The 23,706-nt window shown below is 62.2% G+C and carries 23 protein-coding genes; 5 read left to right on the forward strand and 18 right to left on the reverse strand.

The features are described from left to right. The first annotated feature begins 71 nt into the window (after positions 1-71). Genes pufB through B9Z50_RS14155 form a run of 3 tightly spaced genes read left to right on the forward strand, consistent with a single transcriptional unit; the run spans position 72 to position 1,883 of the window. A complete protein-coding gene (gene pufB / locus B9Z50_RS14145; RefSeq protein ID WP_019429105.1) occupies positions 72-224 on the forward strand; it encodes a light-harvesting antenna LH1, beta subunit in 153 nt (50 codons plus the stop codon). A gap of 12 nt (positions 225-236) precedes the next feature. Further along, positions 237-431, forward strand: a complete 195-nt coding sequence (locus B9Z50_RS14150) for a light-harvesting protein (protein ID WP_108365391.1) — start codon at positions 237-239, stop codon at positions 429-431. Between the two features lie 54 nt (positions 432-485). Further along, on the forward strand, positions 486-1,883 hold the full coding sequence (locus tag B9Z50_RS14155) for a PucC family protein (protein WP_108365392.1): 1,398 nt from the start codon (positions 486-488) through the stop codon (positions 1,881-1,883). Positions 1,884-2,115: 232 nt separating this feature from the next. Here B9Z50_RS14155 and B9Z50_RS14160 read toward each other — a convergent pair whose 3' ends face one another. The 18 genes from B9Z50_RS14160 to bchF form a co-directional block, all read right to left on the reverse strand. Next, positions 2,116-2,409, reverse strand: a complete 294-nt coding sequence (locus tag B9Z50_RS14160; RefSeq protein ID WP_062403242.1) for an RNA-binding protein — start codon at positions 2,407-2,409, stop codon at positions 2,116-2,118. A gap of 119 nt (positions 2,410-2,528) precedes the next feature. Then, positions 2,529-2,780, reverse strand: coding sequence for a hypothetical protein (locus tag B9Z50_RS14165; RefSeq protein ID WP_146183222.1), 252 nt, complete (start codon positions 2,778-2,780; stop codon positions 2,529-2,531). Positions 2,781-3,003: 223 nt separating this feature from the next. Further along, the gene (locus B9Z50_RS14170) at positions 3,004-3,651 is read right to left on the reverse strand and encodes a LysE/ArgO family amino acid transporter (RefSeq protein WP_199221749.1); all 648 of its coding nucleotides are present in this window, start codon (positions 3,649-3,651) and stop codon (positions 3,004-3,006) included. Positions 3,652-3,790: 139 nt separating this feature from the next. Next, positions 3,791-4,234: a BLUF domain-containing protein gene (locus tag B9Z50_RS14175; protein ID WP_108365394.1), complete on the reverse strand. Its 444-nt coding sequence runs from the start codon at positions 4,232-4,234 to the stop codon at positions 3,791-3,793. Then, on the reverse strand, positions 4,231-5,325 hold the full coding sequence (locus B9Z50_RS14180; protein WP_108365395.1) for a phytoene/squalene synthase family protein: 1,095 nt from the start codon (positions 5,323-5,325) through the stop codon (positions 4,231-4,233). Before B9Z50_RS14180 ends, B9Z50_RS14175 begins: the two co-directional genes overlap by 4 nt. Beyond that, positions 5,312-6,883, reverse strand: coding sequence for a phytoene desaturase (locus B9Z50_RS14185; RefSeq protein ID WP_199221750.1), 1,572 nt, complete (start codon positions 6,881-6,883; stop codon positions 5,312-5,314). Before B9Z50_RS14185 ends, B9Z50_RS14180 begins: the two co-directional genes overlap by 14 nt. Positions 6,884-6,891: 8 nt before the next feature. Then, positions 6,892-7,677 carry a putative photosynthetic complex assembly protein PuhE gene (gene puhE / locus B9Z50_RS14190; protein WP_108365396.1) on the reverse strand — a complete coding sequence of 262 codons (786 nt, stop codon included), beginning with the start codon at positions 7,675-7,677 and terminating at the stop codon, positions 6,892-6,894. Further along, positions 7,671-8,753, reverse strand: coding sequence for a magnesium-protoporphyrin IX monomethyl ester (oxidative) cyclase (acsF, locus tag B9Z50_RS14195; protein ID WP_108365397.1), 1,083 nt, complete (start codon positions 8,751-8,753; stop codon positions 7,671-7,673). The genes puhE and acsF overlap by 7 nt, the downstream gene beginning before the upstream one ends. 29 nt (positions 8,754-8,782) lie before the next feature. After that, positions 8,783-9,265, reverse strand: a complete 483-nt coding sequence (puhC, locus tag B9Z50_RS14200) for a photosynthetic complex assembly protein PuhC (RefSeq protein WP_108365398.1) — start codon at positions 9,263-9,265, stop codon at positions 8,783-8,785. After that, the gene (gene puhB, locus B9Z50_RS14205) at positions 9,262-9,951 is read right to left on the reverse strand and encodes a photosynthetic complex putative assembly protein PuhB (RefSeq protein WP_108365399.1); all 690 of its coding nucleotides are present in this window, start codon (positions 9,949-9,951) and stop codon (positions 9,262-9,264) included. Before puhB ends, puhC begins: the two co-directional genes overlap by 4 nt. Next, positions 9,948-10,712, reverse strand: coding sequence for a photosynthetic reaction center subunit H (gene puhA / locus B9Z50_RS14210; RefSeq protein ID WP_108365400.1), 765 nt, complete (start codon positions 10,710-10,712; stop codon positions 9,948-9,950). The genes puhB and puhA overlap by 4 nt, the downstream gene beginning before the upstream one ends. A 27-nt stretch (positions 10,713-10,739) precedes the next feature. After that, positions 10,740-12,197 (reverse strand): BCD family MFS transporter, encoded by a 1,458-nt coding sequence (locus B9Z50_RS14215; RefSeq protein WP_108365401.1) that lies wholly within the window; start codon positions 12,195-12,197, stop codon positions 10,740-10,742. Next, positions 12,194-12,901, reverse strand: a complete 708-nt coding sequence (gene bchM / locus B9Z50_RS14220; protein ID WP_108365402.1) for a magnesium protoporphyrin IX methyltransferase — start codon at positions 12,899-12,901, stop codon at positions 12,194-12,196. Before bchM ends, B9Z50_RS14215 begins: the two co-directional genes overlap by 4 nt. 21 nt (positions 12,902-12,922) lie before the next feature. Then, on the reverse strand, positions 12,923-13,834 hold the full coding sequence (bchL, locus tag B9Z50_RS14225) for a ferredoxin:protochlorophyllide reductase (ATP-dependent) iron-sulfur ATP-binding protein (RefSeq protein WP_019429120.1): 912 nt from the start codon (positions 13,832-13,834) through the stop codon (positions 12,923-12,925). Continuing rightward, positions 13,831-17,661, reverse strand: coding sequence for a magnesium chelatase subunit H (locus B9Z50_RS14230; RefSeq protein ID WP_108365403.1), 3,831 nt, complete (start codon positions 17,659-17,661; stop codon positions 13,831-13,833). The genes bchL and B9Z50_RS14230 overlap by 4 nt, the downstream gene beginning before the upstream one ends. After that, entirely contained in the window at positions 17,636-19,264 is a 1,629-nt protein-coding gene (gene bchB / locus B9Z50_RS14235; RefSeq protein ID WP_108365404.1) for a ferredoxin:protochlorophyllide reductase (ATP-dependent) subunit B, read from the reverse strand. The genes B9Z50_RS14230 and bchB overlap by 26 nt, the downstream gene beginning before the upstream one ends. Before the next feature lie 16 nt (positions 19,265-19,280). After that, positions 19,281-20,564, reverse strand: coding sequence for a ferredoxin:protochlorophyllide reductase (ATP-dependent) subunit N (locus tag B9Z50_RS14240; RefSeq protein ID WP_108365405.1), 1,284 nt, complete (start codon positions 20,562-20,564; stop codon positions 19,281-19,283). After that, positions 20,561-21,064 (reverse strand): 2-vinyl bacteriochlorophyllide hydratase, encoded by a 504-nt coding sequence (bchF, locus tag B9Z50_RS14245; RefSeq protein ID WP_108365406.1) that lies wholly within the window; start codon positions 21,062-21,064, stop codon positions 20,561-20,563. The genes B9Z50_RS14240 and bchF overlap by 4 nt, the downstream gene beginning before the upstream one ends. A gap of 248 nt (positions 21,065-21,312) precedes the next feature. On the opposite strand from bchF, the gene B9Z50_RS14250 reads away from it, so the two are divergent. After that, positions 21,313-22,119: a B12-binding domain-containing protein gene (locus B9Z50_RS14250; protein ID WP_108365407.1), complete on the forward strand. Its 807-nt coding sequence runs from the start codon at positions 21,313-21,315 to the stop codon at positions 22,117-22,119. A 131-nt stretch (positions 22,120-22,250) separates the two neighbouring features. After that, positions 22,251-23,639 carry a transcriptional regulator PpsR gene (gene ppsR / locus B9Z50_RS14255; protein WP_108365460.1) on the forward strand — a complete coding sequence of 463 codons (1,389 nt, stop codon included), beginning with the start codon at positions 22,251-22,253 and terminating at the stop codon, positions 23,637-23,639. Positions 23,640-23,706: the final 67 nt, after the last annotated feature.

The raw sequence follows: 23,706 nt of genomic DNA on the forward strand, positions 1-23,706 counted from the left end.
CCCATTCCTGGCCGTGGTGGCCATGAATAGCCCTCGTGCGGGCCGTGCACGTCTTCTGCAAGGAGAAAACTATGTCTAACTCAGACAAAGTCTGGCCAACGGGACTGACCGAGGCCGAATCGGAAGAGATTCACCGCAATCTCATCCAGGGTACGCAGATCTTCGGCATGATTGCCGCATTTGCCCATCTGCTGGCCTACATCTATTCACCCTGGCTCAAGTAAAGGAGATTCATCATGATCTACTCGAAAATGTGGTGTGTGGTGAAACCTTCGGTGGGTATTCCGGTGTTCATTGCGGCTGTGGCGATCTCGTCGTTCAGCGTGCATTTGGCCCTGACAACCAACACCACCTGGGTGAAAGACTTCCTCAACGGTGGTGCCAAAGTGGTCGCTGCGGCGCCTGCTGCGGATGCTGCGGTGAAGAAGTAAAGGGTGCAAGCCCGAACGGCCAGGCGCGCAAGCGCCTGGTCTTTCTCTTGACTTATGAATACCACCAAAAATCGCAGTAACTGGGGCATGGCTTTGGCCAGTTGGGGCCCTCGGTTTCTCCCTTTTGCCGACGCCGCCAGCGATGATTTGCCGCTGTCGCGTTTGCTGCGCTTGTCGCTCTTTCAAATTTCTGTCGGCATGGCCATGGTCATGCTGGTGGGCACCCTCAACCGCGTGATGATCGTGGAGCTCAAAGTCTCCGCCACGCTGGTGTCCTTCATGGTGGCCTTGCCATTGCTCATTGCGCCTTTGCGCGCACTCATTGGTTTTCGCTCGGACAACCACCGCTCGCAACTGGGCTGGCGGCGCGTGCCCTACATCTGGATGGGCAGCTTGCTGCAGTTTGGCGGCTTTTCCATCATGCCGTTTGCGCTCTTGGTGCTGGCCGGTGCCGGGCAAGCCAGCCAGGCACCGGCCTGGGTCGGCCAGATCGGCGCTGCTGGCGCGTTTTTGTTGGTGGGCTTGGGCATGCACACCGTGCAAACTGCAGGCCTGGCCCTGGCCACCGACCTGGCCCCGCCAGAGCGCCAGCCCCAAGTGGTAGGCCTCATGTATGTGATGCAGTTGATCGGCATGATCGGCAGCGCCTTGGTTCTGGGCTATTTGCTGCACGACTACAGCCCTGGGCAGCTGATTCGTGTGGTGCAGGCCGTGGCCGTGACCACCTTGGTGCTCAATGTGATCGCGCTTTGGAAGCAAGAGCCGCGCAGCCGACTGCGCAAACCCGGCACCCCCATCGAGCACACCTTCGCACAAGCCTGGCAGCTGTTTTGCCAAGGGCCCAACACTTTGCGCCGCTTGTTGGCGGTGGGTTTGGGCACCATGGCCTTCACCATGGAAGACGTGTTGCTCGAGCCCTATGGCGGCGAGATTTTGCACATGAGCGTGTCCAGCACCACGCTGCTCTCGGCCACCTTGGCGCTGGGCGGCTTGCTGGGTTTTGCCTGGGCTTCACGCGTGTTGGGGCGCGGTGGCGATGCCTACCGCATGTCCGGCTGGGGGGCCTGGGTGGGTTTGCCCGCCTTCGTCTGCGTGATTGCCTCCGGCCCTCTGTCCATGCCCGCCTTGTTTGTGTTGGGCATATTCTTGATTGGCTTGGGCGGTGGTTTGTTTGCACATGGCACCCTCACGGCCACCATGCAGCTGGCCCCACCGGGTCAGATCGGTTTGGCCATGGGCGCCTGGGGCGCCGTGCAGGCCACGGCTGCGGGTGTGGGCATGGCCGCAGGCGGCTTGGTGCGCGACGGCGTGGCCCTGATCAGCACCCCCGTCATGGGCTACTCCGCTGTCTACGCCATCGAGATCCTTTTGCTGGGCATGACCCTGTGGGCTATGGGACCTTTGCTGCGTTCTGCGCCCGTTGCTGTACGCCCGCCCGCCATCTCTGCATAATTATTTCCCACTTCCCTCAAGATTACCCCCCGCAACCCAAGGACTCACCATGGAAATCAAACACATCCTCATCATCATGTTCGTGGTTTTCTGCCTGTTCATGCTGGCCAACTGGTTCAACCGCCCCAAGCGCCCACGCAAGTGAAGCGCCCCATGGCACGGGGACTTCGAAAAAGCCCCACCCACAAAAAAGCCGCTGTGAAGCGGCTTTTTTGTGGGCGACTGAAACAGATCAGTTGCGTGTGTCGCGGTAACCGCTGCCGTAGCCGGTGCTCGGCTCTTTGGGCTTGGAGATGTTCACCACGATCGAGCGACCGCTGACCGACATGCCGTTCAGGCCGGTGATGGCGGCTTGGGCTTCTTCGGCGCTGGACATTTCGACAAAGGCGAAACCTTTGGAGCGGCCGGTGTCGCGGTCCATCATGACTTTGGCCGACATCACGCCGCCAAATTCAGAAAAGTTTTGACGCAAGCTGGCGTCGTCGATGGTGTAGGGCAAGTTGCCCACGTAAATTTTGCTGCTCATGGTTGAGCCTTTCAGAGAGGTGGCGTGGCGGCTTCAAAACGAAGCCGACATGCAGGGAAGAGCGGATTCTTGGCAAATGCCCAGAAGCCGCAGGGAAACGCGCCAAGGGCCGTGAGGCCTTAGCGCATTTGTTCGGGGCTGGGGCTGTTTTGCAGCCAGTCGCGCGTGGTGTCGAGAACGCGGCGCGCAGCATGTTGGGTGAAAGCACAAGCCGTGTGGTGCAGGGCGGGCGTCAGGTCCAAGCCTTGCAGAGCAGGGCGAGCCTGGCGCAAAGCCGTGGCGGCTGTTGTTCGGCCGAGGCCGGTGCAAAAAGGGTGTGTCGAGGGCGAAGCGACCGGGGAGCCCGTGCGGGTGGTAATCGGGGAAATCAAAATCAATCGAGTCGCAAACCATCCAGGGGCTTGCGCAGAGCTGTGAGAAAAATGCCGAGGCCTGCAGCTCAACAGGAGACGGTGTTCGAAGTCAATCGATGCCAATGCAGACGCCTTGTGAGCCATCTGCGTGTTGTTCACGCGGGTATTGCAGAACAAGCAGTGATTATATTTCCAAATGAAATAAAAGTCAAATTTTTTATTTCCGACAGTTTGAAAGGCGTCAAAGCCCGTTCACCACGTGGCGCACCAACAAGAGCGACAGCACCCACATGGTCACACCGATCAGCGCGTCCAGCACTTGCCAAGCGCGTGGCCGTGCAAACCAAGGGGCCAGCCAACGCGCCCCAAAGCCCAATGCGCTGAACCAAAGCAAGCTGGCCGCACTGGCCCCGGCCGCAAACCAGCCTTGCAGCGGCGCGGGCTGCTGCGCGCCAATGCTGCCCACCAAGAGCACCGTGTCCAGATACACATGTGGGTTGAGCAAGGTAAAAGCCGCCGCTTGCGCGAGCGCCGCCCCACGGCGCAGGCCCTGGCCCGTGTTCGTCACATCCAGCGCATTGGCCTGGCGCGCCCGCTGAAGCGCGCGCCAGCCATACACGGCCAAAAACGCCGCTCCACCCAAAGCCAGACCACGTGCCAGCAAAGGCCTGTCGCCCAGGGCTTGCGCCATGCCGAACACGCCTGCCGTGATGAGCAGCGCGTCGGCCACCGCACAAAAGGCCACCACGCTGCCCACATGCTCGCGGCGCAGACCTTGGCGCAACACAAAAGCGTTTTGCGCCCCAATGGCCACGATCAGGCCGAGGCCCAAAAACAGGCCTTGGACAAAAACAGGCCAGGCCCCTGCAACACTTGACAGCACACTCATGCGATGCGCCCTTTAGGGCGCGAAAGAATTCGAAAGGGGGGATTGTGCCGGGTTGGGCTGACTCTGATGGGAGGGGACGCACGGGCATCCAAGTCGGGTCGATGAAAGCAGCTGCTGTTGTTCAGTATTGTCGAGCACCTCAGGCCGCAGGCAACCGAATCGGCTGCCCCGATTCCAGCAAGTCCAGCACCTGCTGCATGACCTGTGGGCCTGAGGCGGAATAGGGGTCGAAGTCGGGGTGGTGCAGTTTGACCATAGGGTCGTCTACCGACAGGTGTACCAGGGCCATGGACCATTGGCCAAAGCCGCGTTCGTGGATTTCTTCGCAGTGCAGGATCTCCACGTCCTGGTGGCGTTTGTCGGCGCTGATGCGGCGGTACAGCGCGTTGACCTTGCTGCGTTCGCCCTCAATGACCTGCAAGAAAAAGCCCTGACCTTGACACAGCACACCGGTGATGCCTTGCGCAGGGTTGTTGGCTTGCGCCTGCGCCAGGATGCTCGTGGTCATCGTCGTGGTTTGTGGACCGACGGCGCGGCTCACGTACAGCAGGCGCACGTTGATGCTGTGGCTGGGCACCCTCATGGGTTTTGGCGCAGTGCGTTGCGGTCCAGACGCTCGGTTTCGCGGCGCTCAAACAGGTTCAGCATCCAGGCCACGCGCTGGGGCATGGCCCGGTTGGGGAAATACGCTTTGTTGCCAGTTTGCTGGGCGGCGTCGCGGCAGCCTTGCACCAGGCCTACGATGGCAGCCAGCGGCGCGGGGCTGTGGTCGGCCACGCGGATCCAGTGCACCTGGGTCCAGGCGCTGGCCAGCAGCATGAGCTTGCGTGTGGTGCTGACCACCGTGCGTTTGTTGACCGAGTCCAGGCCTTCACGGCGCAGCTGGTGGCCGATTTCGGCGTAGATCATGCTGGCCGCGCAGATGGCGGCGCGGCAGTCGGGCGGCAGGGCGGCAATGCCCGAATGTGCTTGTTTGTACAGGCGGTCGGCTTCGTCGAGCAAACGCGCCACCACACTGGCAATGGCTGGGGTGAAGCTGGGCTGCGCCATCCAGTCTTCGGGCTGAACACCGGCTTCCACCAGCCAGCGGCGCGGCAGGTACAGGCGGCCGATGCTGGCGTCGTGCCCGACGTCACGGGCGATGTTGGTGAGCTGCATGGCTACACCCAGCTCGCAGGCGCGGGCCAGGGTGTCCATGCTTTGTGGGCCCATGATCCAGCTCATCATCGCGCCCACACTGCCCGCCACGCGGGCGCCATAGGCGTGCAGGTCTTCGATGCTGTCGTAGCTGCGGCCACCCGCGTCCCAGGCAAAGCCTTCGATCAGCGCGTCCAGCAAATGGCGCGGCAGTTTGTACTGCTGCACCACCAGACTCAGCGCATGGTCTTCCACATGGTCGTGCGGGGTGCCTGCATAGATGGCGTCCAGGCGCTCTTGCAGTACATCGAGCGGGGTCTCGCCCGCAGCGGCTTCGTCCACCAGGTCATCGGCCACTCTGCAAAAGGCATAGAGCGCGATGGCGGCTGTGCGCACGCGAGGCGGCAGCAAGCGGCTGGCGGCAAAAAAGGTTTTGGAGCCGCCTTGCATCATGGCCACGCAGGCCTGCAGGTCTTGTGAATCGAAGTCGAGTTCTTGCAAACTCACGGCGTTGGGTGTGCGTTCAGACGTTGACATGGGGGACCACCGATTCCAAAGCTTTGGCCGACATCAACACCCCTGGCACACCTGCGCCCGGGTGCGTGCTGGCACCCACCACAAACAGGCCCGGCACATCCTCGCTGCGGTTGTGCGGACGGAACCACGCGCTTTGCAGCAGCAGCGGCTCCAGGCCAAAGCCCGCGCCTTTGTAGGACCACAGGTTGTCCTGAAAATCTTGTGGTGTGCTGACCTTGCTGGTCACGATGCAGTCGCGCAGGCCTGGCAACACGCTGGCCTCCAGGCTCTCGGCAATCGCTGAGCGGTAGGTCTCGGCAAAGGCAGGCCAGTCGGTGCCGCTGTCCAGGTGCGGCACGGGCGAGAGCACATAAAAGGTGTCACAACCCTCGGGTGCCAGCGAGGGGTCGGTGGCGGTGGGGCGGTGCAAATACAGGCTGAAGTCGTCGGCCAGTTTGTGCTTCTTGAAAATGTCTTGCAGCAGGCCTTTGTAGCGCGGGCCCAGCACCATCATGTGGTGAGGCACGTCTTTGTATTGTTTGGAGGTGCCGAAGTACCAGACAAACAAGCCCATGGAGTATTTACCTTGAGCGATCTTGCGGTCGGTCCAAACGCGTCGGTGTTCGGGGGCCACCAGGTTCTTGTAGGTCCAGGCGGTGTCACCGTTGCTCACCACGATGTCGGCGGCGATGAACTCGCCGTTTTGTAATTCGACGCCACAGGCACGGCCGTTTTCGATGCGGATTTGTGTGACGGGTGCGTTGCAGCGCAGCGGCACACCACGCTCTTCCAGCAGGCCGACCAGGCCTTTCACAATCGCGCCAGTGCCGCCCATGGCCGAGTGCACGCCCCAGGTGCGCTCCAGCGAGTTGATCAGCGCATAAGCACAGGTCACGGCAAAGGGGTTGCCACCGATCAGCAGGGGGTGAAAGCTCATCACGATGCGCAGCTTGTCGTTGCGCATGTGTTTGGCCACCAGGCTGTAGAGGCTGCGCCAAGCGCCCATGCGCAAGAAGTCGGGGATGGCGGCCATCAGGTCGCTGACCTTGTCAAAGGCCATGTCGCCCATGCCTTCAAAACCCAGCGTCTTGCAGCGCTCGGCTTCTTCCAAAAAGCGTTCGTAGCCAGGCAGGTCAGAGGGCTCAAAGCGGGCGACTTCGGCGCGCATGTGCTCGGGGTCGCCGTTGTAGTCAAACCAGGTGCCGTCTGAAAAACGGACGCGGTAAAACGGGTCCATGGCCACCAGTTTCACGTCGTCTGCAAAGCTTTTGCCGCACAGCGCCCACAGCTCTTCAAGCAAAAAGGGCGCGGTGATGATGGTCGGGCCCGCATCAAAGATGAAGCCGTCCTGGTGGTGCACATAGGCGCGACCACCGGGGGCGTCGAGTTTTTCAAAGACCTTGACCTCGTAGCCCTTGACGCTCAGGCGAATCGCGGCGGCCAGCCCGCCAAAACCGCTGCCAATGACCACCGCCACCGGGCGCTGGCGCAGCTTGGACGGGGCGCCCAGCTCTGGGCCTTGCGGCGAGACGGGGATGCCGAAACCTTCGGTGCGGTAAGCATGGGTGGTGGTGTTCATGGGGGCCTTCAAGGGGGTGTGGTCAAAGCCGGTTTGGTGGTCTGGCCCATGGCCCAACCCCACAGCCGCTCCAGTGGCCAAGGAAAAATCATGATGACGTGTTCAACAATCGCCAGGCCCAGCAAAGTGGCCAGCATGACCCAACCGGTGGTGATGGCCACCGCGCCTTGCTGGGCGAGCCAGACCAGCCAGAACCAGGTGCCCATGGCCACGCCCATCGACAGCACGAACCACAGCGACATGCCGCGTGTGGTCCGGAAATAACTGGCCAAGTACTTGAGGTGATCGGGCAGGTATTGCGCGCCGTTTTGCGGCACGCCAAAAAACAAATTCAGTTTGGCCGACAGACGCATGCACCACAGCAGCGCAAACGTGCAAATGGCCACATGGCTGACCTGACCCGATTGCATCCACCACAACACGGCAAAGTTGGCCAACAAAGCCAGCTCGTGGTAGAGCATGACCTGCACCGACTGCACAAATCGTGGCCAGCCCGTGGCGCCCACATCCAATGGCGTTTTGCGCGGGCCGGTGATCCAACCGGTCAAAAAGGCCAGCTCGTGCCAGCCCCACATCACGATCACGCTGCCAAAGGCGAGGTAGGCGTTGAACACGCTGACCTCTTGCATGCTGTGGGCCACACCCCAAAAACTCAAAGCCAAAAGCAACGTCCAACCGGCCAGGCTGAAACGGAAGCTGCGCGCGGGCAGCCGGTCGAGCCACAAAATCACACCCGTGCCGAGCCACCAGCACAGGGCCGTGAAAACGCAAGCCCAGACGACTTCATTCACCATGCCGGTTCCATACGGACCTGGGGCGACAGGTCTTGGGCAATGACTGGCATGAAGTACAGGCGTGCAAAGGTGGCGGCGGCTTTGACGGCGCACACGCCTTGCTGCAATTTACCGGCCACGCCACCGCGAGCCTTGGCTTTTTCCATCGCTTGCGACAAGGCAAACAGGCGCTCCAGGCCCCGGCGGAAGTCGGGGTGGTCGGTGTCCAGAGCCAGCGGGAAGACCTGCTTGGTGATCTCGGTGGTGATGCGGAACACCTGGTAGTCGTATTCACTTGAATCCAGACCCATGGCTTCATGCAGCATGGGGCGGGTGTGGTCACGCACGTACATGGTGGCGTACACGGCCAGCAAGAAAAAGCGAATCCACAACTTGTTGCCGCCGCTGAGCAACTTGGGGTTGGCGCGCATGATCAAGGCAAAAGACTCGCCGTGGCGGAACTCGTCGTTGCACCACAACTCAAACCAGCGAAAGATGGGGTGAAAGCGTTTTTCGGGGTGCTTTTCGAGCTGACGGAAGATGGTGATGTAGCGTGCGTAGCCAATCTTTTCGGACAAGTAGGTCGCGTAATAAATGTATTTGGGCTTGAAGAAGGTGTACTTCTTGGTGCGCTTCAAGTTGCCCAGGTCGATGCCCAGATTGAAGTCGCGCAGCGACAGGTTGATGAAGCCGGCGTGGCGCGATTCGTCGCGTGCCAAGTAGGTCATCAGCTGCTTGATGTCGGGGTTGGTGACGTTTTTTCGGATCTCGTTGTAGAGCACACAGCCAGAAAACTCCGACGTGAGGGAGCTCACCAAAAAGTCCATGAATTCCTGGCGCATCTCGGGCGACAGGCTGGCCATGCCGGCGGCTACTTCGCCTGCGAATGCTTCGTCGCGCTGGAAGTGGTCGTGGTTGTTGTCGCCTTCGTACTCGGCCATCATCTTGTCCCACTCGGCACGCACCGGCTCGATGTTGATGCGGTCCATGGCCGCAAAGTCGGTGGTGTAAAAGCGCGGGCTGATCATGTCGTCGTGCACGGCCTTTTTGTTGGCGTCTTCAGCGGTTGTTATGGTGTGGACAACAGTGGCGGTCATGGGGTTCTCCGGTGAAGATAAATTCAAGGTCAGGGGGCTGTGGGCCCGGCCAGTCTCAGACTGGCAAACACCGCCGCATTGCTGGGGCCAAAGGACTCCAGGTCAATGCGCTGGCCGGTGCTGGGGTCTTGTAAGGTCAGGCGGCCGTCGGTGCGGCCGATCAACAAAAAGGGGGCTTCTTTGCCCAGACTCTCGCGCTGGCGTTCGCGGGCGAGCGCTCGCAAGGTGCTGCGCAAAAAGCCCTGCTCGCCAGAAAACAGGGCCACTTGTTGGCCGGTGCGGTGGTCCAGCACGGCGATGTCGCCGCTGGGCATATCGCGAAACTGCAGGTCGCGCTGCCACTGCACGGCGGCGTCGGGTGTGCGCGGGTCCAGGCCCGACCAGCGGGCCAGGCCCACGGCCACCAGCATGGCCAGCAGCATCACGCCGATCCAGGCCATGGGCCGGTTCAGGCCTTGGGTCTGTGGCGTTGGGCGGCTGGGCTGCCAGTCGTGCTTGGGCAGGGTGTTCATGCCAGCATGCCGTGGTTGGGTGGGTTGGGGTTGCTGACCTGCGCATTGGAGGCAGATCCCTCTAAGTGCAGGCTTTGACCCGCATGCTCGGCACGCCAGAGGCTCAGGAGCAGCTGGCCAACCTCTTGACTGTCTGATAAACAGCGCAAAGTGGGCTGTGGCCGCGTGATGTGCCAGGCGCGTTGGTGTGGCCAAAGGTGGAACCAACCGATGCGGTCTTCGTGGTGCAAAGCCAATGCGATGTCGCCTGTGCCTCCACTTTGGGACTTCAAAGAAGCGCTCGCGATGCGTTTGAAGGGCAGGTTGAAGGTCAGCGTGAGCACAATACCGATGCGCATGACCACACGCTTGTTGGTGAGGGTGTAGAGCGTGCCGCGTGCCGACATCCAAGCCGTGCCCAAAAGCAGCGCCAAGGCCAAGGTGTAGAGACTGGCAGCCACCATGAGGGGTTTCCAGTCGACTTCTGCCAAGGGCTTCCAGCCCACACCGTTGTCTGGGGCCGTCAGGTTAATGACTTGCACCGCCAGCATGAGCGCGAAGTACAGCGCAATTTTGCGCACATGAAACGCGTGGATCGCCAGACGTTTCCAGTCGGGCGCACCCTGCCAGACCACACGCTCGCCCTGAGGCAGGGCGCTGGGCAGGCCGGGTGCGGCTTCCCACTCGTGTTCGTGGGTGGCTCTCATATGATGGGTTCCTGGCGCTCAGGGGTCGCATACAAGGTGCCCGCACCGTAGTAGGCGGTGATTTTTTCTTCTTCGAGCAAGGTGATTTGCTCGTTCGATTTCGTCTGGGGCACGTTCACGAACTGGTGGCCCAAAATGGCCTGCACATGGGTGCCATCTTTCTTGATGCGGGCAAACGTCATCGGCAGCAACACGCGCTTGTCCGAGTTCGCCAGTTGCACTTCGGCAAAGCGGAACATCATCTCCATGCGGTCGACCCACAGATCCACCACGGTACCTGCCACCACCTTGTCAGCGCCCCAAACCGGCAAGCCACGCGGGTCCACGTCTTGTTTGGCCACCGAGTGGTCAGTTGCCACGCGCAGGGGCACGATTTTGGGGTGACCGTGCGGGTCGGCATCGGGGATGTCGGCGCGCATGGCCCAAGCACCCGGGCCTACGCCTGCCAAGAGGGGGTCGCCCACGGGCTCCAGGGGTGCGCCGTTCCAGCCGTGTGTGGGCTGCGCACTGTACTCACCATCGGGGCGTGCCAAGTCGGGCGACAAGTAGGTGTGACCGTCTTGCGTTTTGAACGCCTTGGGCTCTGGCACGGGGGGCCATCCATCGATCTTGGGGCCGTTTTCGCGGCCCGAATCCATGGGGTAACCCTCGCGGTGGTTTTCACGCAAGAGGTAGTAAATCAGACCCGCAAAGAATGCCCAAAACATGTACAACACGATTTGGGCCACATCGATGTACTGGGTGATTGCGCCTGTTTCCATGGCTGTCTCCTTCAAAAAATCGGTGCATCAGCCCGGCAGTTGCGCCAGGCCAAAGGGTTGGGGGGTGCCGGTTTTCAAGACCTCTGCCCGCGCGGCCAAACGGCTCGCGCGCAACATCGGGCCCAAGGCCACCAGCACAACAAACAACAAATACATTTCCAAGTGGTAAACGAAGCTGTAGGCGGTGATGGGGGTGACCAGCACCTCGCCCAAAGCGCCCGACATGGCCAGCACCGACACGCCGTCGCGCAAAGCCCCGCCCAGCGCCATGGCCGCGCCTGCGCTGGTGGCTTGCACCGCGCCCCAGGTGCCGATGACCAGACCGCCCAAGTGGCCCAGCGGGCTGCCGTCTGTTGCCATGCCCATGGCCGTGACCAGCATGCCCACCGAAAACAAACCGCCGCTGAAACCGATCAGGCCCACGCCGATGCGAAACATCCAGGCCGCTTCAAGCGGGCCCGAAAAAATCACCATGGCAAATGCGGGCAAGCCCAGCAGCACACCCAAACTGGCCAGGCGGCAGGCATGCATGCCACCCGACAACCAGCGTGCTGACAACAGAAATGCCAACAAAGCGCCACCGGCACTCAAAGCCGTGAGGGCGCTGGTGGCGCCCACGTCAAGCTTCAGGATCTCGGCCGCATAAGGCTCCAGCACGATGTCTTGCATGTTGAAGGCAAAAGTGCCCAGGGCCAGGGTCCACAAAAAGCGGCGCATCTGCGGTTGCGCCAAGAGGTCACGCCAGCTGCTGGCAAATCCCCCGGCTTCGCGGCGTCCGCGTTTGGCACTCCGGGCCTCTTGTTTCCACAGCGAGGCCAGGTTCATCACCGCCACCATGACGGCGCAGCCTTGCACCAATTGGATGAGTTTTTGCGGGCTGAAGTCGGCCAGCAACAGGCCGAACACCGCGCTGCTGGCGATCATGCCCACCAGCAGCATGCTGTAGAGCAAGGCCACGACGCGGGGGCGTTTGTCGTCGCTGGCCAAATCGTGCGCCAGCGCCATGCCGGCAGTTTGAGTGACTTGAATGCCCGCGCCCACCAAAACAAAAGCCAGGCATGCGCCCAATTGGCCCACCCACAGGTTGGCAGCCTCGGGCTCGGACAAGAGCAACAAGGCAAACGGCATGATGGACAGGCCGCCAAACAGCAGCAAGGTGCCGGTCCACAAATACGGGATGCGGCGAAGGCCCAGTGCCGATGGGTGCGTGTCGCTGCGGTAACCGATCAGGGTGCGCAGCGGCGCAAACACCATGGGAATGGCGACCGCCAAAGCCACCCACCATGCGGGCACTTGCAGCTCCACGATCATGACTCGGTTGAGCGTACCCACCAAAAGTGCGGTCACCATGCCGATCACCACCTGGAACAGCGACAGGCGCAGCAAGCGCGCCATGGGCAGCTCAGGCGAGGCCGCATCGGCAAACGGCATGAAGCGCGTGCCGTAGGCCGTGAACCAGCGGGGCATGGGGACGCGCAGTTTCATGAGCGTGTCCACTCCCAGGCTTGAGAGGTGTAGAACCCACTGGCCACGCGCTGCATGCGCGCGCCTTGCCAGCCTTGCAAATCCACATGGTTTTGCATGCGCTGCAACAAGTCGGCGTGCGCCACGGGTGACAGAGAAGGCGAGCGGTCGCTGCGCGGAAACAAACGGCCGGCGCTGTGCATCAGGGCCAAGAGCGGTGTGCGCGGCGCAAAGGTGAAGGCCATGGAGCCGCGTGTGCGTTGGGCCAAACCGGCCAGCGCTTCGGCAATTTGGTCACTGTCATAGTGGATGAGCGAGTCCATGCAGACCACATGGTCAAAGTGACCCAGGTCGGGGCTGAGCATGTCGCCCGACAAAAACTCCACCGAGCCGGGCAGGGTAGGGTGCTCGGCGGCCATGCGTTCGGCAGCGAGCTTGACCAAGGTGGGTGACAAATCAATCGCCACCACTTCGGCCCCGCGCAGCGCCGCTTGCAGGGCCAACGCGCCGGTGCCGCAGCCGGCATCCAACACGCGCAGGCCGCTGAGGTCTTGTGGCAGCCAAGACAGCAGGGTCTCGCGCATGGTGTCGCGCCCTGCGCGCACGGTGGCGCGGATGCGGCCCACCGGCTCGTTCGAGGTCAATCGCGCCCAGGCATCGGCCGCGGTGCGGTCAAAGTAGTGCTCGATCTGGCTGCGGCGTTGTTCGTAGGCGGTGGTGTTCATGGTGTGCTTTCTGGAGGGCGTTCAATCGAAACCCAGCAGGTCAAAAATGTCGCGGTCTTTCATCGGGATGGACGGCAGCGGGTCGGCCCCCAGCCACAGGGCTGCGGCCAGGCGCATGTACTCGTCTTGCACGGCTTTGACGGCGGGTGTGGGCTCCAGCTCGAACAAGGTGCACTTTTGCAAACGGCTCTTGCGGATCTCGTCGAGCATGGGAAAGTGCGCCATGGTTTTGAGACCGGTGACCGCGTTGTATTTGTCGATCTGGTCGGTCGCGTCGCTGCGGTTGGCGATCACACCGCCCAAACGCACGTTGTAGTTCTTGGCCTTGGCACCAATGGCTTGCACGATGCGGTTCATCGCAAAGATGGAGTCGAAGTCGTTGGCGGTGACGATGAGTGCGCGATCGGCGTGTTGCAGTGGGGCGGCAAAACCGCCACACACCACATCGCCCAGCACGTCAAAAATCACCACGTCAGTGTCTTCGAGCAGGTGGTGTTCCTTGAGCAGTTTCACGGTCTGGCCGACCACATAACCGCCGCAGCCGGTGCCAGCGGGTGGGCCACCGGCTTCCACGCACATCACGCCGTTGTAGCCTTTGAAGACAAAGTCATCGAGGCGCAGCTCTTCGGCGTGAAAGTCCACTGTTTCGAGCGCGTCGATCACGGTGGGCATGAGTTTTTTGGTCAGCGTGAAGGTCGAATCGTGCTTGGGGTCGCAGCCGATTTGCAGCACGCGTTTGCCCAACTTGCTGAAGGCCACCGACAGGTTGGAGGACGTGGTGCTCTTGCCAATGCCGCCCTTGCCGTAGACCGCAAACACCTTGGCGGTGCCGATCTTGACGGTGGGGTCCATTTGGAACTGCACGCTGCCTTCGCCGTCTGCGCCGCGTACCCTCTGGATGCTGTTCACAGGGATGCTGGTGGTTTCGATCATGCTGGGAGTCCTTCTTGTATGCCTTCAAGGCGGTCTTCAAGTTCTTCACCGGCACGCAGCAGGGCTGTCATGGTCTCGGCGTCGGGTTGCCAGTACTGGCGGCGGGTGGCCTCCAGCAGACGGTTGGCCACTTTGGCCGATGCGGTGGGGTTGAGCTGGGCCATGCGCTCGCGCATGGCAGGGTCCAGCACAAAGGTCTGGGCCAGTTGTTGGTAGACCCAGGGCTGAACTTGGCCCGTGGTGGCCGACCAGCCCATGGTGTTGGTCAGGTGCGATTCGATTTGACGCACGCCTTCGTAGCCGTGCTGCAACATGCTTTCGTGCCACTTGGGGTTGAGCATGCGGCTGCGGGTTTCCAGGGCCACTTGTTCGGTCAGGCTGCGCACCACGCCCTCGCCTTGGGTTTGGTCGCCAATGAAAACGGGCGGGGCTTCGGCCGCGTTGCCGTCGCGCTGGTGTTTGGCCTGCAGCACGGCGCGGCTGATGCCGCCCAGGGTGTCGAAGTAGGTGTCGATGCTGGTCACGCCCAGCTCCACCGAGTCGAGGTTTTGGTAGGTGAGCGAGACACTGGCCAGCGCGCTTTGCAGCACCGAGGTGTTGCGCACCGGGCGACCTTCGCGGCCGTAGGCAAAGCCTTTGCGCTGGGTGAAGGCGTCGCCGAGTTCGTTTTCGTTTTCCCAGCAGCTGCTGTCGATCAGCTGGTTCACGTTCGCGCCGTAGGCGCCTTCGGTGTTGCCAAACACGCGCAGCGCGGCGCATTCCAAGGTGCTGCCTTCGTGCTCGGCCAGGTAAGCCAGCGCATGTTGGCGCACAAAGTTTTGATCGAGTGGTTCGTCGGCACTGGCCGCTAAAAACGCGGCTTCGGCCAGCAAGCGAATTTGCATGGGCAGCAGGTCGCGGAAGATGCCCGACAAGGTGATGACCACATCGATGCGGGGGCGGCCCAACTCGGCCAAGGGAATCAGCTGCGCGCCAGCCAAGCGGCCGTAGCTGTCAAAACGCGGGGCTGCGCCCATCAAGGCCAGGGCTTGCGCCATGGGGCTGCCTTCGGTCTTGAGGTTGTCGGTGCCCCACAGCACCATGGCCACGGTCTCGGGCAGTGCCTGGTGGTCTTGCTGGTAACGGGCCAAGAGTTTGTCGGCCTGGCGCATGCCATCGCGCACGGCAAAGGCCGACGGCATGCGAAACGGATCGAGGCCGTGCAGGTTGCGACCGGTGGGCAGCACGTTGGCATTGCGGATCAGGTCGCCGCCGGGGGCGGGTTGCAAATAGCGGCCGTCCAGAGCCCGCATCAGGCCTTGCATTTCGTGGTCTTCGCCCAGCAGGCGGTTGCTGCGCACCAGCTGGCGCAGGGTTTCGGCCTGGGCTTTGTCGCTGGCATTCAGTTCGGTGCTGAACTGTGCGTTCAGTTGCGCTTCGCTGGCTCCGTCGACCAGGGCTTCCATCAGGGCAGTGTTCTGAGCGCCGGTCAGGCCCATGGCGTCGGCCATGACTTTGAGGGTGCCCAAGCGCTGCTCGCGGGTGGGGGCTTGGCCCATGACGTGCAGGCCTTCGGGGATGAGGGCGTATTCGAGTTCAAGCAGCTGGTTTTGCAGCTGCTCGATCCAAGCAGTGGGGTCATCGGTCAGCGTGGCCGGCACGGCCAGGTCGATGCTCTGCGCTTGTTCGCGGATCAGTGCGGTCAGGCTCTCGCGGTCCTGCGCTTGGTCCGGGCCCATTTGCTGCCAGCGCTCAATCGACTGCTGAAGGCTGACCAGTTCATTGTACAAGCCCGAATGCGTGAGCGAGGGGGTGAGGTAGCTCACCAGCGTGGCCGCGCCACGGCGTTTGGCCAATGCACCTTCGGACGGGTTGTTGGCGGCATACAGGTAGATGTTGGGCAGCGCGCCGATCAGGCGGTCGGGCCAGCACTGGGCCGACAGGCCGGTTTGTTTGCCGGGCATGAATTCGAGTGCGCCGTGCGTGCCAAAGTGCAGCACCGCGTCGGCCGCGTAGTCGTCGCGCAAATAGCGGTAAAAGGCGCTGAAGGCGTGGGTGGGGGCGCAGCCGGTTTCAAACAGCAGGCGCATCGGGTCGCCCTCATACCCAAAGCCTGGTTGCACCGTGACCACCACCTGGCCAAAGTCTGCGCCGAGCACAAAGATGGATTGGCCATTGGTCAGGTGCTTGCCGGGGGCCGGGCCCCACTGCGCTTCGATCTCGTTCAACCAGCGCTCGTGTTTGACGTGGTGACCGGTGTCGATGGCGTGCAGCACATTGGCCTGCGTGCCGTATTGGCTGGCGTTGCCGTGCAGCAGGCGGTTGCGCAGGTCGTCTACGCTGTCTGGCAATGAGACTTGGTAGCCTTCGAGTGACAAGCGCTGCAAGGTGTTGAACAGCGACTGGAACACCGACAGGTAAGCGGCCGTGCCCACGCTGCCCGCGTTGGGTGGGAAGTTGAACAGCACGATGGCCAGTTTGCGGTCGGCGCGTGGTTTATCGCGCAGGCGCACCAGGCGCTCGACGCGGGCAGTCAGCATTTCGGTGCGCTCGCTGCAGGTGAACATGTCCTGGCTGCGCGGGCCGCTGGGGAAGGTGCAGCGCTTGTCGCAGCCGTGGCAGGTTTGACCGGCAGGGCCGGGACGGCCACCGTAGACCATGGGCAAGATCGAACCGTCAAGTTCGGGAATGGCCACCATGATGGTGTTTTCCACCGGCAGCAGGCCACGGGTCGAGTCACCCCATTGCTCGATCGACTGGAACTCCAGCGGGTGCGCGGCGATGTAGGGCACATCGAGTTCGCTGAGCGCCACTTCGGCGGCGCTGGCGTCGTTGTAGGCCGGGCCCCCGACCAGCGAGAAGCCGGTGAGCGACACCAAGGATTGGATCTTGGTGCCCGTGCCTTGCTTGAAGAAACGGTCCATGGCCGGACGTGCGTCCAAGCCGCTGGCAAAGGCGGGAATGACGCGCAGGCCCCGCGCTTGCAGCGAATGGATGACCGCGTCGTAATGCGCGGTGTTGCCCGCCAGCAAATACGAGCGCAGCAGCAGCAAGCCCACGGCGGGCTGGTCTTTGCGGCCGTGGCCGGGCAGGTCACTCAGCTGTTCGCTGATGCGGTTTTTCATCTGCGGGTGGTACAGGCCCACCTCGGGGTATTCGTTCGGGTCTTCTGGCTGGGCCAAGGCGCGCAGCGACTCGCGCGGGCCTTGGGCGTAGCGGTGCACCAGGGTTTTGACCAAGTGCTCGATGTTGTGCTCAGAGCCCGCCAACCAGTAGCGCATGGTCAAGAAGAAAAGGCGCAGGTCTTGCGCAGTGCCGGGGATGAAGCGCAGCAGCTTGGGCAGGCGGCGCAGCATGGCCATTTGCTTGGCGCCGGCGCTGGACGGCGCGCCGGTCTCGGAGCCGGTGTCTTTGTTCTTGGCGCTGGGGCGCAGTTTTTTGAGCAAGGCCATCAGGCCACTCGATTCGCGGCCCATGACCAGCTTGCCCATGCGGGTGAGCTGCGTGACTTGCGGGGCCGACATGATGCAGACCATGGCGTCGCAGTGTTCGCGGCGCGCCTGCAAGGCGTCGAGCACCGGCAGGAAATGGTCTTCCATGAAGAGCATGGTGACGATGACCAAATCGGCTTGTGCCACGGCGGCCAAGCACGCAGCCAATGCCTTGTCGCTGTCGCGCCAGGCCGAGGCGCTGTGGGTTTGCAAGTGCAGGCCGGGCAGGTCACGGGCCAGGCGCTCTGCCGCGCTTTCGGCGGCGCTGGCCAGGTGGCTGTCCATGGTCAACAGCACCACGCTCATGCGGGGTGTGTTGGAAGAGGCCTGTTTACCGGCTGAAGTGGGCTTTGGCATCGTAGAGCGTCTCCACGGTGATGGTCGCCACGCCCTGGTCTTGGGCAAATCGCTCGGTGTTGCGGCGCGCTTTGCCCCGCACAAAGAACGGGATCTTGCCCAGCTCCTTTTCGGCCTCGGGGCTCCAGGTGGCCTGGTTCGAAGCGGCTTGGGCGGGGACAGCGATCTTTTGAACGCTGTGGGTGATCAGTGTGTCGGTGGGGGCCGGTGCTGCTGAAACAACAACAGGTGTAGCAACGGGTGCGGCCACTGTGGGTGCCACGTTTTCTGCCGCAGGCCGCGTGCTGCCCAAATGCGAGGGCGCAGCCCCGGCATGGAACTCGAAGTCTTCGCGGAACATGCCGATCAGGTGTTCTTCCAGGCCCATCATCAGGGGGTGCACCCAGGTGTCGAACAGCACGTTCGCGCCTTCAAAACCCATCTGTGGCGCGTAGCGGGCGGGGAAGTCCTGCACATGGACTGGGGCCGAAATCACCGCGCAAGGAATGCCTTGGCGCTTGGCGATGTGGCGCTCCATTTGTGTGCCCAAGATCAGCTCGGGCTGCAGCGCGTTGATTTGGGTTTCGACTTCCAGGTAGTCGTCGGTGATCAGCGCTTCAACGCCGTAGCGCTTGGCGCAGTCGCGCACTTCGCGGGCAAATTCGCGGCTGTATGTGCCCAGCCCCACCACCTCAAAACCCATCTCCTGGCTGGCGATGCGGGCGGCGGCCACGACGTGGGTGGCGTCGCCAAAAATATAGACCCGCTTGCCGGTCAGGTAGGTCGAGTCGACCGACTTGGCGTACCAGTGGGCGTGTGCGTTGCTCGGGTCTTGTGCGGGCTGGGGCAGGCCAGTCAGCGCGCAGACTTCAGTGATGAAGTCGCGTGTGGCGTGGCTGCCCAGGGGTACGGTCTTGGTGTAGGGCTGGTCGAACTGGCGCTGCAACCACTGTGCGGCGGCCAGGCCAATTTCGGGGTAGAGCACCACGTTGAAGTCAGCCTCGGCCAGTTTTTGCACGTCGGCTACGCTGGCGCTCAAAGGCGCGACCACGGCGACATCGACACCGAGTTGGTTGAGCAGCTGGGTGATTTCCTTGACGTCGTCGCGGTGGCGAAAGCCCAAGGCGCTGGGGCCCAAGATGTTGCAAGTGGGGCGGGCCTTGGCGGGTTTTCCGCTGTCAGGCTTGTGCACCAGGTGGCGGCACAGTTGGTAGAAGGTCTCGCTCGCGCCCCAGTTTTCTTTGCGCTGGTAAGAGGGCAGCTCCAGGGCCACGACGGGAATGGTCAGCTTCAGGGCTTGGGCCAAACCGCCCGGGTCGTCCTGGATCAGCTCGGCCGTGCAGGACGAACCCACCAACATGGCCGCAGGGTTGAAGCGCGCCATGGCTTGGCGTGCAGCGTCTTTGAAGAGTTCGGCGGTGTCGCCGCCCAAGTCGCGCGCCTGGAAGGTGGTGTAGGTGACGGGGGGGCGGCGCGGCAGGCGCTCGATCATGGTGAACAGCAGGTCGGCGTAGGTGTCGCCTTGTGGGGCGTGCAGCACGTAGTGCACATCCGTCATGGCGGTGGCCACGCGCATCGCGCCCACATGGGGCGGTCCTTCGTAAGTCCAGAGCGTCAGTTGCATGGGGTGTTCCTGCGCCTTATGCCGCCAGCTTCAGGCGGCGTTTGAGGGGGCGGCTGAACAGACCGGCCAAATCGGCCGCTTGTTCGTAGCCTTGAATGGGGGTGAAGACCAACTCAATGGCCCACTTGGTGGTGATGCCTTGCGCCTCCAGCGGGTTGGCCAAACCAAGGCCGCAGACCACCAAATCGGGGGCGTCGGCGATGCAGCGGTCGAGCTGCAGGTCCACGTCTTGGCCTTCGCTGATGCGGGTGCCTTCGGGGATGAGCGCGAGTTCGGCGGCCATGTGCTGGCGGTGCAAATAGGGCGTGCCCACCTCCACCAAATCCATGCCCAGTTCGCGGTGCACAAAGCGCGCCAGAGGGATTTCGAGCTGCGAGTCGGGGAAGAAGAAGATGCGCTGGCCTTGCAGCATTTGGCGCTGCACGGCCAGGGCTTTTTCGGCGCGCTGGCGTGGGGCAGCGGTGGCTTGTTCAAACACCTCGGTGGCCACGCCAAACTCGTTGGCGGCCGCTTGCAGCCAGGCGGTGGTGCCTTCCACGCCGAGCGGGAAGGGTGCGGCCAAATGCTGTGCGCCGCGCGACTGCAAGGCGCGTGCGGTATCGGCCAAAAAGGGCTGGGCCAACAAATAGCGTGTGTTCGGGCCGACCACGGGCATGGCCTGGCTGTTGCGTGGTGGGAAAAAGCTGACCTGCAAGCCCATGCGATCAAACAAGTTGCGCATCTGGTCTTCGACCACATCGGCCAAGGTGCCGACCACCATCAGGGCGGGGGCGGTGTCGGGTGCGCTGGCGGGCAGGCCGGGGACCATGGCCGCCAGGCAAGCGTCTTCGCCTTGTGTGAAGGTGGTTTCGATGCCGCTGCCCGAGTAGTTGAGCACGCGCACTTTGGGGTGGTGAATTTGGTTTTGGCGCTCGGCGGCGCGCGACAGATCGAGCTTGATGACTTCCGAAGGGCAAGAGCCCACCAAAAACAACAAACGGATGTCGGGGCGGCGGGCCAGCAACTGGCCGACCACGCGGTCGAGTTCTTCGTGCACATCGGCCAAGCCGGCCAAATCGCGCTCGTCGATGATGGCGGTGCCAAAGCGGGGCTCGGCAAAGATCATCACGCCCGCCGCTGACTGGATCAGGTGGGCGCAGGTGCGTGAGCCCACCACCAAAAAGAAAGCGTCTTGGATTTTGCGGTGCAGCCAGATGATGCCGGTCAGGCCACAAAACACCTCGCGCTGGCCGCGTTCGACCAAAGGCACAACGTCGGTGCAACCAGAAGTTTCGGCTCGGATCGGGATGACAGTGCTCATGTGCTGGCCTGTGCGCCCGTGTCGGGCAGTGTGTGGGTGGTTTTTTGCAGGCGCGCCATGCGCAGCTTGCGGATGTATTGCGCGGCGTTGATGGCGTAGCTGCCATACGCGGCCAGGGCCAGCCACAACAAGTCGTTGGCGCTCCAAGCGCCTTGCCACCAAGCCCAGACATAGGCGGTGTGCAGGACCATCACCCCCATGCTGACCACGTCTTCCCAATAGAAAGCGGGTGCAAACAGATATTGGCCGAAGACCACTTTTTCCCAGATGGCGCCGGTGACCATGATGGCGTAGAGCACCACGGTCTTGATCACCACCGAGGCCAAGGCCCAGTCGGTGTGCTCGCCGGTTTGCAGGCTGTTGATCACCAAATACAGGCTGATGCCAAAAATCAGGAATTGCACCGGGGCCAAGATGCCTTGCACCAAAGTCCAGGCGGTCGCGTCACGCCGGGCGCGTTGCGCTGGCGTGTACAAGACCTGGGGGCTGGAAGCGGGCATGGGGGACCTTGTGTGTGCGAAGACTTGGAATGAATGTAAGTCTGGATATACAGTGTGTCAACACAAATTGACATATATTTGTTTTGTCAGGGTTTACACTAGATACAGGAACCCAAAAGCGAATCACACTTGGAACTGTGTTCTGTGGGGGCTTTCACTGGGTCTCACACCACGCACTTCTTGCGACGAGCACTCCGACGCCCCGGAGCCTGCCGCTGGTGTATCCCTCCTGATGATCGGTGCTTGTCATGGCGCAATTCAACTTGGAAACCGCACAGTCCCCGCCCTTGGCTGAGGGTGTGCGTCATGCCTTGCCCGAAGCCTTGCGTCAAGGTGCACCGGTCGGTCCCCGTTTGGTAGGGGGCACCAGTTTCACCGGCAAATCGGCACTTGACCTGGCGCAAATCCAAATTCTGGCCCAGGCCTGCCTGCAGGGCTTGGACGCGGCGCGGCAAGTGGTGTTTGGCTGGCAGCGACAAGGCAAGTCCTTGGAAGACATTTATTTGCAAGGCATCACGCCTTGTGCCCGTTTGCTGGGTGACTGGTGGTGTTCCGACCGGCTCGATTTCGCCATGTCCACCATCGCGTCGGCCCATTTGCAGCAGCTGCTGCACGACTTCAGCAGCGAGTTTTTGCAGGAAACTCCCTCGCAGCGCCAACCCTGGAGCCTGCTCTTGTTGACCGAGCCAGGGGCTCAGCACAGCATGGGCTTGCTCATGCTCAGTGAATTTTTCAAGCGTGCCGGCTGGCTTGTGACGGTGGGCGTGCCGCAGGATGTGACCGAGTTCAAACGCCTGTTCCAGTCGGATTGGTTTGATGCGGTGGGCATTTCGGTGAGCAGCGACCGACACCTGGACACCTTGGCGGCCTTGCTGCCCAAGCTGCGCGAGGGCTCGGACAACTTGGGGCTGCAGGTGTTTGTCGGTGGGCCCATGGCCTTTATTGCACCCGAACGCTTGCAGGGCCTGGCCGCCGAGGTGCTGGCTGAAGATGCGCCTGCCACCGTGGCGCGCATCACCCAAGCCATGCTTGGCGCAGCGGCTCGAGCGAGCTGATATGGCCTGTTGTGTACGTTTTTTAACATTGAAACCACAAGGCCATCCGTTTTTACTGACATATAAGCCTATACTTGTATGACAAATTCAAGTGTCAACTTCCTGATGCTCAAACTCGTTTGGTTTACAACATGAAGCTTCCATCTTTGGACTCCTCCACCTTTTCCCAGTTGCTGGGGGTGGTGTCTGATGTCACCTTGGTCATGGACCCGCTGGGGGTGATCGAGGACGTGTCGACCGGGCGCGACACCCTGGCCGCTTTGGGCTGCCAATCTTGGGTGGGCCGCCGCTGGATTGACACCGTGACCAGCGAAAGCCGCAGCAAGATCCAGGAAATGCTGTCTTCGCAAGGTGCCCCCGATGTGCTGCGCTGGCGGCATGTGAACCACCTCTCGCCAGTGGGCAACGAGGTGGCCATTCAATATGTGGTGTTGCCACTGGCCGGCGGCAAGCTGCTGGCCATGGGCCGCGATCTGGAAAGCCTGGCCGAGTTGCAGCGCCGCTTGGTCGAAACCCAGCAGTCCATGGAGCGCGACTATTTGCGCCTGCGCCACATCGAGGCGCGCTACCGCGTGCTGTTTGACACCTCATCCGAGGCGGTGTTGATGGTCGACGCCAGCACCCAGCGCGTGCTGGAGGCCAATGTGGGCGCGCAGTCTCTGCTCAAAGACGCGGGCAAACGCCTGGTGGGCCGCGATGTGCGCGAATGTTTTGAAGGCGAAAGCCAAGGCGAGGTGCAGTCTTTGTTGCGCACGGCGCTGGCCACGGGCCGCATCGAGATGTGCGCTGCCCGCATCGCGGGCTTGTCCTCGGCCTGGACGGTGTCGGCCACGGTGTTCCGTCAAGAGGGCGGTGCTCAGTTTTTGGTGCGCTTGGTCACCCCTGAGGCCGTATCCACCCCCCTGCAAACCGTCGGAACTTCGGCCGCGTTGAGCGAAGCGATGGAGCGCTTCCCAGACGGCTGGCTGCTCACTGACACCACGGGCCTGGTCAAAAGTGTGAACGAAGAAGGCATGGCCTTGCTGGGCCTGACGGCTTCTTCCCAAGTGGTGGGCCAAAGCTTGGAGCGCTGGCTCTTGCGCGGTGCGGTCGACTGGGGGGTGCTCAACACCAGCTTGCGCCAGCAGTTGCCGGTGCGCAATTTCGCCACCGAGGTGCGCACCCTGTCCGGCATGACCTTGCCCGTTGAGGTGTCGGCCGTGTGCTTGGCGCGGCCTGAGCCGATGTACGCCTTTTTTGTGCGCGACATGGACCGCCGCTTGCAAGGCGGCGCGTCGGTGGCCCAAAGCCAGAGCAACCCGTTTGCCGACCTGTCGCAATTGGTGGGTCGCCGTCCCATCAAAGACATCGTGGGCGAGACCGTGGACACCATCGAGCGCCTGTGCATCGAAGCGGCCCTGGAGCTGACCCACAACAACCGCGCCTCGGCTGCGGAAATGCTGGGTTTGTCGCGCCAAAGCCTGTACGTCAAACTGCGCCGCTTTGGCATGGTGGCCGAGGCAGAAACCGACGCACCGTGAGGGTTGTCATGCTGGATTGACATTAAGTGTCAATCCTAGTTGACATTTTAAAAACTCTCTTCACAAT

Origin of the sequence: Limnohabitans sp. Bal53, assembly GCF_003063355.1 — a bacterium.
Lineage (GTDB): Bacteria > Pseudomonadota > Gammaproteobacteria > Burkholderiales > Burkholderiaceae_C > Limnohabitans_A.